Genomic DNA, 6,557 nt, shown 5'->3' with positions numbered 1-6,557 from the left:
GCTGCTGATGCAAGTTCACTATTTGTAAATTTCTCAACCATTTGTTCATGTTTGGTGATGATGAATTCAGGGTCAATATAGCCTGCTTTGTACCAGCGGTTCAGCACTTCCAATGCTTGTTTTGCTTCTGGCTGAATAGGACCATATTTGAGTTCTCCATCTTCCTCATAATTACACAGATAAGTTCCAAAGGCTCCGAATATATGTCCAAAGCCTAACATACTCTCACCTCCATCTCCTGCACCAAATGCAGGAATATTCAGCTTCTCTTTTATGGCTTTAAAAGCCGTTTCCATCTCATCAATCGTCTCCGGTGCTTTTGCAATGCCTGCCTGCTCCAAGAGATCCTGACGGTATGCCGTAACACTACAGTTAGTTGCCAGAGTCCATAAGTTAAACATGGCATAATTTTTGCCATCCTTCATGAAATTCTCCCACACACTTTCCCCCATGCCACTCTCACGCTCTAGCCATTCCGAATATTTAGGGGCATGTTTTTTTATCAGTTCCACCGGAACCTCTGCTAAAACTCCCTGATCCACAAGATGCCAATAATCGGTTATATTAAATTCAACCATATAATCGGGAGTATCACCTGATGCAATTTGCAGATTAACACCTTCTTTTCCGGGACTTACATGATATTCAAATTTTACATTATACTTTTCCTCTAATATTTTACGAACTTGCTGATCCTCCGTATACTTCTCCGGCCAAGGAATCGCTAAGTCCAATACCATAGGAGTGCTTTCTTCCGCATTCGTTTTGGAAGCCCCTTCTGCTGTTGATTCTGAAGCAGATTTGGAAGCGGACTCTGAATCTGCTTTTCCTCCACAACCAGATAATAGTCCGGCTGCCATGGACAAACCCAGCACAAAACATAAGATTCTCTTTCTTTTTGTCATTTTTCTTTCCTCCCTAATATTTTTATTTATAATGAATGTGCATCTTAACCCTTAACAGAACCAACCATAATACCTTTCACAAAATATCTTTGTAAAAATGGATAGGCTATCAACATAGGCAGAATTGTAACTACGGTAATAGCCGCTTCCAACATTTTCGAAGACGGCATCACGCTTCCTGCCTGTATTTTGGCCATTAATGTATTTATGGCACTTACGCTGCTTGGATTGTTCTCCAGGGTGATTTTTCTTAATATCGCTTGAACAACAGTCTTATCATTGTCTTGAATATATAGCATGGCATCATACCAGGAATTCCAGTGACCAACTAAAATCCAAAGTGTAATCGTGGCAAGGATGGGCTTTGATAATGGAATAATGATTTTATACCATATATAAAACCAGTTTGCTCCATCCATAATGGCCGCCTCCTCAAGGCTTGCGGGAATAGAGCGGTAAAAGTTACGAACAATAAAGATATTATATGCCCCCAGCATACTTGGTAAAACAAGTGCCCACACACTATTGAACAAGTTCAGATTTTTCACCAATAAGTACGTGGGAATCAACCCTCCACTAAATAGCATAGTAAATAAAATGAAGTTTGTAAATAAGTTTTGAAAAGGCAAGTCTCTCTTAGAAAGGGGGTATGCCGTCATTGCCGTGAATACAACGCTTATAGAAGTACCAAGCAGGCAGCGAACGATGGTATTTACATATCCTGTCCAGACCGCATCATAGTCCAGTAAAACCTTATACGCATTCAGGCTAAGCTCCTCCGGCCATAAGGCGAACCCGCCTCCTGCAGCCGTTTTACTAAGGGAAATGACCACTATGTACCAAAATGGATAAAAGGTAATGACAAGAATCAGCGCCATGACAATGACATTAATGCAATTAAAAGTTATTTCTCCTTTGCTCTTTTTAATTTTATTTTTATTCTTTACCATAATGCATTTTCCTTTCCACCCACTTTTTTCACTATAAAATTCACGAGCACAATCATGATTAATCCGATTACGGATTTGAAAAGACCTATTGCGGTAGATAAGCTATACTGCATATTTTTTAGGCCCAATCTATATACGTAGGTATCGATGATATCTGCCACCTCATATACGGAATCACTGTAAAGATTAAATACCTGGTCAAATCCTCCGTTCAAAATTCCTGATAAGCTTAAAATTAAATTGATACAGATGACCGGAAAAATAGCCGGCAGGATAATGTAAACAATATTTTGTATTTTGTTTGCACCATCCATTTTTGACGCTTCATACATCTCTTGGTCAATACCTGCAATGGCTGCGAAATATAAAACAGATCCCCATCCAAAGCTTTTCCATACCTCACTTAGAACTAATATTCCCCGGAAGTGCTCCTTACTTCCCATAAACATAACCTTTTCCATACCAAAGAATTCCAAAATACTATTAATTGGACCATTAATGGAAAGTAGTGAAAAGAAAATACCTCCTAAAATTACCCACGACATAAAATGTGGCAGATATGCAAAGGTTTGTACTACTTTCTTAAAACGGGGATGAATTAATTCATTTATAAGTATTGCAAAAATAATAGGTGCCGGGAATCCTACTATCAGTTTTGCAAAACTAATGATCAAAGTATTAAACACCGTCTTCCAAAAATATGGATCCTTAAATGCCTGTTCAAAATACTGAAAGCCTGCCCATGGACTACCCAAGATTCCATCCGTAATACGGAACTCTTTGAATGCCAGTACAACCCCATACATAGGTCCATAACAAAACACGACAAAATAAACGACACCGGGAATCATCATGAACAACAGCATTCTGTTACTTTTAATAGATTTCCATAATGCTCTTCTTGATAAGGCACTTTGTTCCTTTTTCTTTTTTGGTAATGGACTCATTTATTACCCCTTCTTTCTATTTCATATTATAGTTAAACTCTTACCTCTAATCCATGATAATATTTGTAAATACTATGATATTTCCATAACTGTTTTATGTACGTACAGCGTTAAATACTGCATCTGCCTTTTAACCCCCTAATACTCCAAAACTATCATCTGATGACAATCTACCTGTGGTACAATAAAGGATATGCATCCATCCACTTGCTGGAATGGGATGCTTTGCCCCTGTAGAGCCAGATAGATATTTGTTACTTTTTCCGGGAGCTTTACCGTCATATCCACGTCATAAAGTGGAACTATATCTTCAATTACTTCCATCGGATAAACACTCTCCCCGATATGACCTTCTCCCCGGATGCTTGTATAAGCAAATAATAAATGTGAGATATATCTTCGGTCTGAAATCTGTTTTGACAATGTTACAATCCCTCTGTCTGGGAGGGAAACCTCAATAGTCCTGTTTTCACCCAAAAGAGTATCTATGGCTTTCTTTATCAACTGCTTACTGTGAAGGCTTCCCCGTTTTCCATAATCACGGAATAAGTCCCAGCCAATATAGATTGTCTTGTCAGTGACAATACCTGCCGGAAACTTTTCTACCGGGTTATTTGGTGTATGCTGATGGGAGCAGAAATGCCGGATGTCTCTATTGAAATATGAATTCTGCCTTTCCACAAAAACCTCTCCTTTTACATTCGTAAGTAGATATCCCTGTTCATACATCACCCTTGCTGCCACCTCTGGCATTGAAGAATTCCATAGAACGTAGCTGGGCTTATATTCCACAATTCCGGCAAAATCTGCACCGAACTCCAATGCAAATACATCTGCATCCTGATAAAGTCCGCTCCTCCCGCTAGCCAGTATTTTTCCATCCTGATTCAGATAGGCTGTCAGCTTTTCAACAAGTACCTTATCCAGTCGGATAGTGTCTGGTAAAATTAAAAGCCGGTACTTAGTAAAATCCTCCTCGCAATCTATGAAACTGTAAAGATAATTTCCTTCCAAAAGGACGCGATTCGCCCCGATGTCCCCCAGAATTTCAAATCCCTGTCTGCAACATTACAATTCACGGCCTCTTCGCTTAACACAGCGATATCAGCACAGTGCACTGCATCTTTACACCATTTTTCTTTTTCTTCCACTTCCTGGTAAACTGTTCCGATTAAATCATAGGTTGCCATATCCATACGGCCGGAAGGATGTAGCTGGTCCCCAATTGAACATTTTGCCCCCATTGCCAGTGATAAGGCGCTCTCATATCTCAGTGCATTCGGATGCTTAAACCCACCGAATTCTCCCCATGAGCTGTGGAATTTTCCTGTCATACCTAGATACTCCATTCCCAGATTCGCTGCATAAGAAGCAGACATAGGAAAATGGTCATACCCCCATCCTCCCGTAGGCAGGCTCTCCAGTTCCAGATGCGTATTATATGAAGCAATGTCACGCCTTCCTCTGGATATATGTCCCCCATTATGGAATACTGAACATGTCTTACTATACTTACGTACAGTTTCCATAACCCTCTTTGCATAATTTTCATACACTAATTCCGCCTGTTCCATTACTGCTTCCATGTCTCTGAGATCCTTCCCTCTTGCCAGGATATCTCTTCGGCAATTATGGCAATAACAAGGCCTAACTGCCGAAATATCCAGAAAAATCCCACATGGATGATAAAGTTGCATTACTTCCTCAATTTCTTCTAATAGAAGTTCTAAATAGCCTGAACCAAAGCACAGCGCATGATAGCCAGCCTTAGATACAAAATCTGCCGGTGTATCCGCACTGTCATCGCTCCTGCGAACCAGCCACTCCGGGTGCCGTACTGCTTCTTTCTCATCCAGGCCTGCCGATAAATAGATGGGAGCTTTTATACCAAGTTCCTCACAAACATTTAACTGTTCACCCAGTAAATCAAAGTTCAGATTTGGATGCATTACATTAACTTTCGTCGGGTGATAAGACCATCCATGATGACACTTTGAAAATAAGGTAACAGAATCCACATGACCTCTGATTAATGCCTCTCTAAACTGCATTTTATCAAACTCTTTTCCTATGTGGGCAATGTGTTCTGATGTGTGGAAATCCAAATGTACCTGCCTAAAACGTAATCTCTCCATAGAATATGTTCCTTTCTATTCTGTCAATCCCAATTGATTTTTGAGATATTGACGATTTTTACTTTACCTCTGCCGAATTGAATGCCATTCTTAACATAGCCATACGTTTATCTTTTTTTATTATTATAAGTAAAACCTTACCTCTAATCCATGATATTTTCGGCAAATACCATGATATTTTGGGAATTTCTGATATATAAAATTAGTATGACAGTTGAGATCAGACTGCTTAGTATGTATAAAACTACATAAAAAAAGAAGGCACCGGCAATGCATGCCTATCTGCCCTCAATCAAGTACCTTCTTTTTGCTCTACCCAATATTTCACAGTCCCCTACCAATAAATCTCCCAATCCTTCGACAATCTCGTCAGCAGCTCCATATAGAAGTAATCTCCCCAGATCACACATTCATCCACGCCTCTTTGTGCACTTCTGCTTACTGCTTTATCTTTGCAAGCAATTTTTCATACCACGCAATTTCAAATTCTGCTTGATCAATGGAATACTGGAGTGTCGACAGCTGAAATTCCACTAAGTCGATTACTTCCTGACCCTGAGAGGTTACATCTAAATCACAATACCTTTCTGCAATAGCAGTAAGATACCTCAGCTCTTTTTTCACAGAAACAATATATTCGGTGATAAGCTCAGCTCTTTTGTTTCGGGGAATCATCCCCATAAAAAACAGTTTACTCAATTCCATGTTCTTATGTTTGCCTGTCTCCATCGGTAACAATAACCATTTTTGCAAATTGTTTTTACCTATATCGGTTATTTGATATATTTTTTTGTTGACCCCTTTATCTACTTTTTCGCAGTAGATGATCGCTTGATGGAAAAGCATTTTTTTGATGGCAGCCTGAATGCTCCCCATGCTATCACTAGCCATAGGCCCAAAGTTGTTTTTGATATTCGTATGCAATTCATATATCGTCATGTCTTTTATCATTAAAAGTCCAAGAATAATTTTATCCATACTGCTTTTCCTTTCTCTCAAGCCTTTTTCTTCTTAAATAGAAGGCAATCACTAAATTCAGCGCAATGGATGCAAGACCGATTGTAGGAGCTATAAGATACTCTCTGCCAGTTTCCATCTGAATGAACCCCTCCAATAGCATTGGATTGAGTAAAGAATTTTGTACAGCATGTGTGAGAACACAGGGCCAGACGGAATCGGTAATCCGCCGGAATTCCATGAGCTGCACTGTCCAGCAGATCATCGCAATGATTGACATGAAAGCTAACGACAAACGGCTGCCAGACCATATAAGCGAGAACTGTTCTGTAGGAAAAAAATACAAATAATATGGCAAATGCCATATACCCCAAACGCTTCCTACAATTAGATACATAATCCATTCATTTTTGAATTGTTTTTCTACTGCGCTGGATAAGTAACCTCGCCACGCAAACTCTTCAAAGATATTTTTAATAATACTTGGAATAATTCCTATCAAAAAGGCGCTTATAATTCCTGTAATTCGAAAAGAATCAAAGTAAATCCAATTTGTTGCAGCTCCTAAAAGTATTACCACCACAGCAACAGCAGGGTAAGATAAAATCGAAAATAAATACCAGCGGAGGTTCCCACGCAGATGGATTTTCGTATGCAGATCAC

Annotated in this window: 7 protein-coding genes; all 7 read right to left on the bottom strand. The window is 39.4% G+C overall.

What is annotated here, in order from left to right; all coding sequences use genetic code 11:
* On the bottom strand, positions 1 to 905 hold a 905-nt coding region (locus ACH2DQ_RS17380), incomplete at its 3' end, for an extracellular solute-binding protein (RefSeq protein ID WP_395027613.1).
* Positions 906 to 949: 44 nt separating this feature from the next.
* Positions 950 to 1,855: a carbohydrate ABC transporter permease gene (locus ACH2DQ_RS17375; RefSeq protein ID WP_394910794.1), complete on the bottom strand. Its 906-nt coding sequence runs from the start codon at positions 1,853 to 1,855 to the stop codon at positions 950 to 952.
* On the bottom strand, positions 1,849 to 2,802 hold the full coding sequence (locus tag ACH2DQ_RS17370) for an ABC transporter permease (protein ID WP_394910793.1): 954 nt from the start codon (positions 2,800 to 2,802) through the stop codon (positions 1,849 to 1,851). Before ACH2DQ_RS17370 ends, ACH2DQ_RS17375 begins: the two co-directional genes overlap by 7 nt.
* Positions 2,803 to 2,940: 138 nt before the next feature.
* Positions 2,941 to 3,816, bottom strand: a complete 876-nt coding sequence (locus ACH2DQ_RS17365) for a beta-galactosidase trimerization domain-containing protein (RefSeq protein WP_395027611.1) — start codon at positions 3,814 to 3,816, stop codon at positions 2,941 to 2,943.
* Positions 3,786 to 4,937, bottom strand: a complete 1,152-nt coding sequence (locus tag ACH2DQ_RS17360; RefSeq protein WP_395027609.1) for a hypothetical protein — start codon at positions 4,935 to 4,937, stop codon at positions 3,786 to 3,788. The genes ACH2DQ_RS17365 and ACH2DQ_RS17360 overlap by 31 nt, the downstream gene beginning before the upstream one ends.
* Before the next feature lie 438 nt (positions 4,938 to 5,375).
* Positions 5,376 to 5,915 (bottom strand): PadR family transcriptional regulator, encoded by a 540-nt coding sequence (locus ACH2DQ_RS17355; RefSeq protein WP_394910791.1) that lies wholly within the window; start codon positions 5,913 to 5,915, stop codon positions 5,376 to 5,378.
* Positions 5,908 to 6,557 (bottom strand): type II CAAX prenyl endopeptidase Rce1 family protein (locus ACH2DQ_RS17350; protein WP_395027606.1); only part of this gene is annotated, 650 nt, incomplete at its 5' end. The genes ACH2DQ_RS17355 and ACH2DQ_RS17350, both read right to left, overlap by 8 nt.

The organism is Robinsoniella sp. (assembly GCF_034124845.1).
The sequence above is the reverse complement of the archived record's forward strand: the minus strand, read 5'-3'. Positions and strand labels throughout refer to the sequence as shown.

Excerpts from the sequence above, each read along its gene's own strand:
- ACH2DQ_RS17370 (WP_394910793.1), bottom strand. The coding sequence starts at position 2,802 with ATGAGTCCATTACCAAAAAAGAAAAAGGAACAAAGTGCCTTATCAAGA.
- ACH2DQ_RS17375 (WP_394910794.1), bottom strand. The coding sequence starts at position 1,855 with ATGGTAAAGAATAAAAATAAAATTAAAAAGAGCAAAGGAGAAATAACT.
- ACH2DQ_RS17355 (WP_394910791.1), bottom strand. The coding sequence starts at position 5,915 with ATGGATAAAATTATTCTTGGACTTTTAATGATAAAAGACATGACGATA.
- ACH2DQ_RS17360 (WP_395027609.1), bottom strand. The coding sequence starts at position 4,937 with ATGGAGAGATTACGTTTTAGGCAGGTACATTTGGATTTCCACACATCA.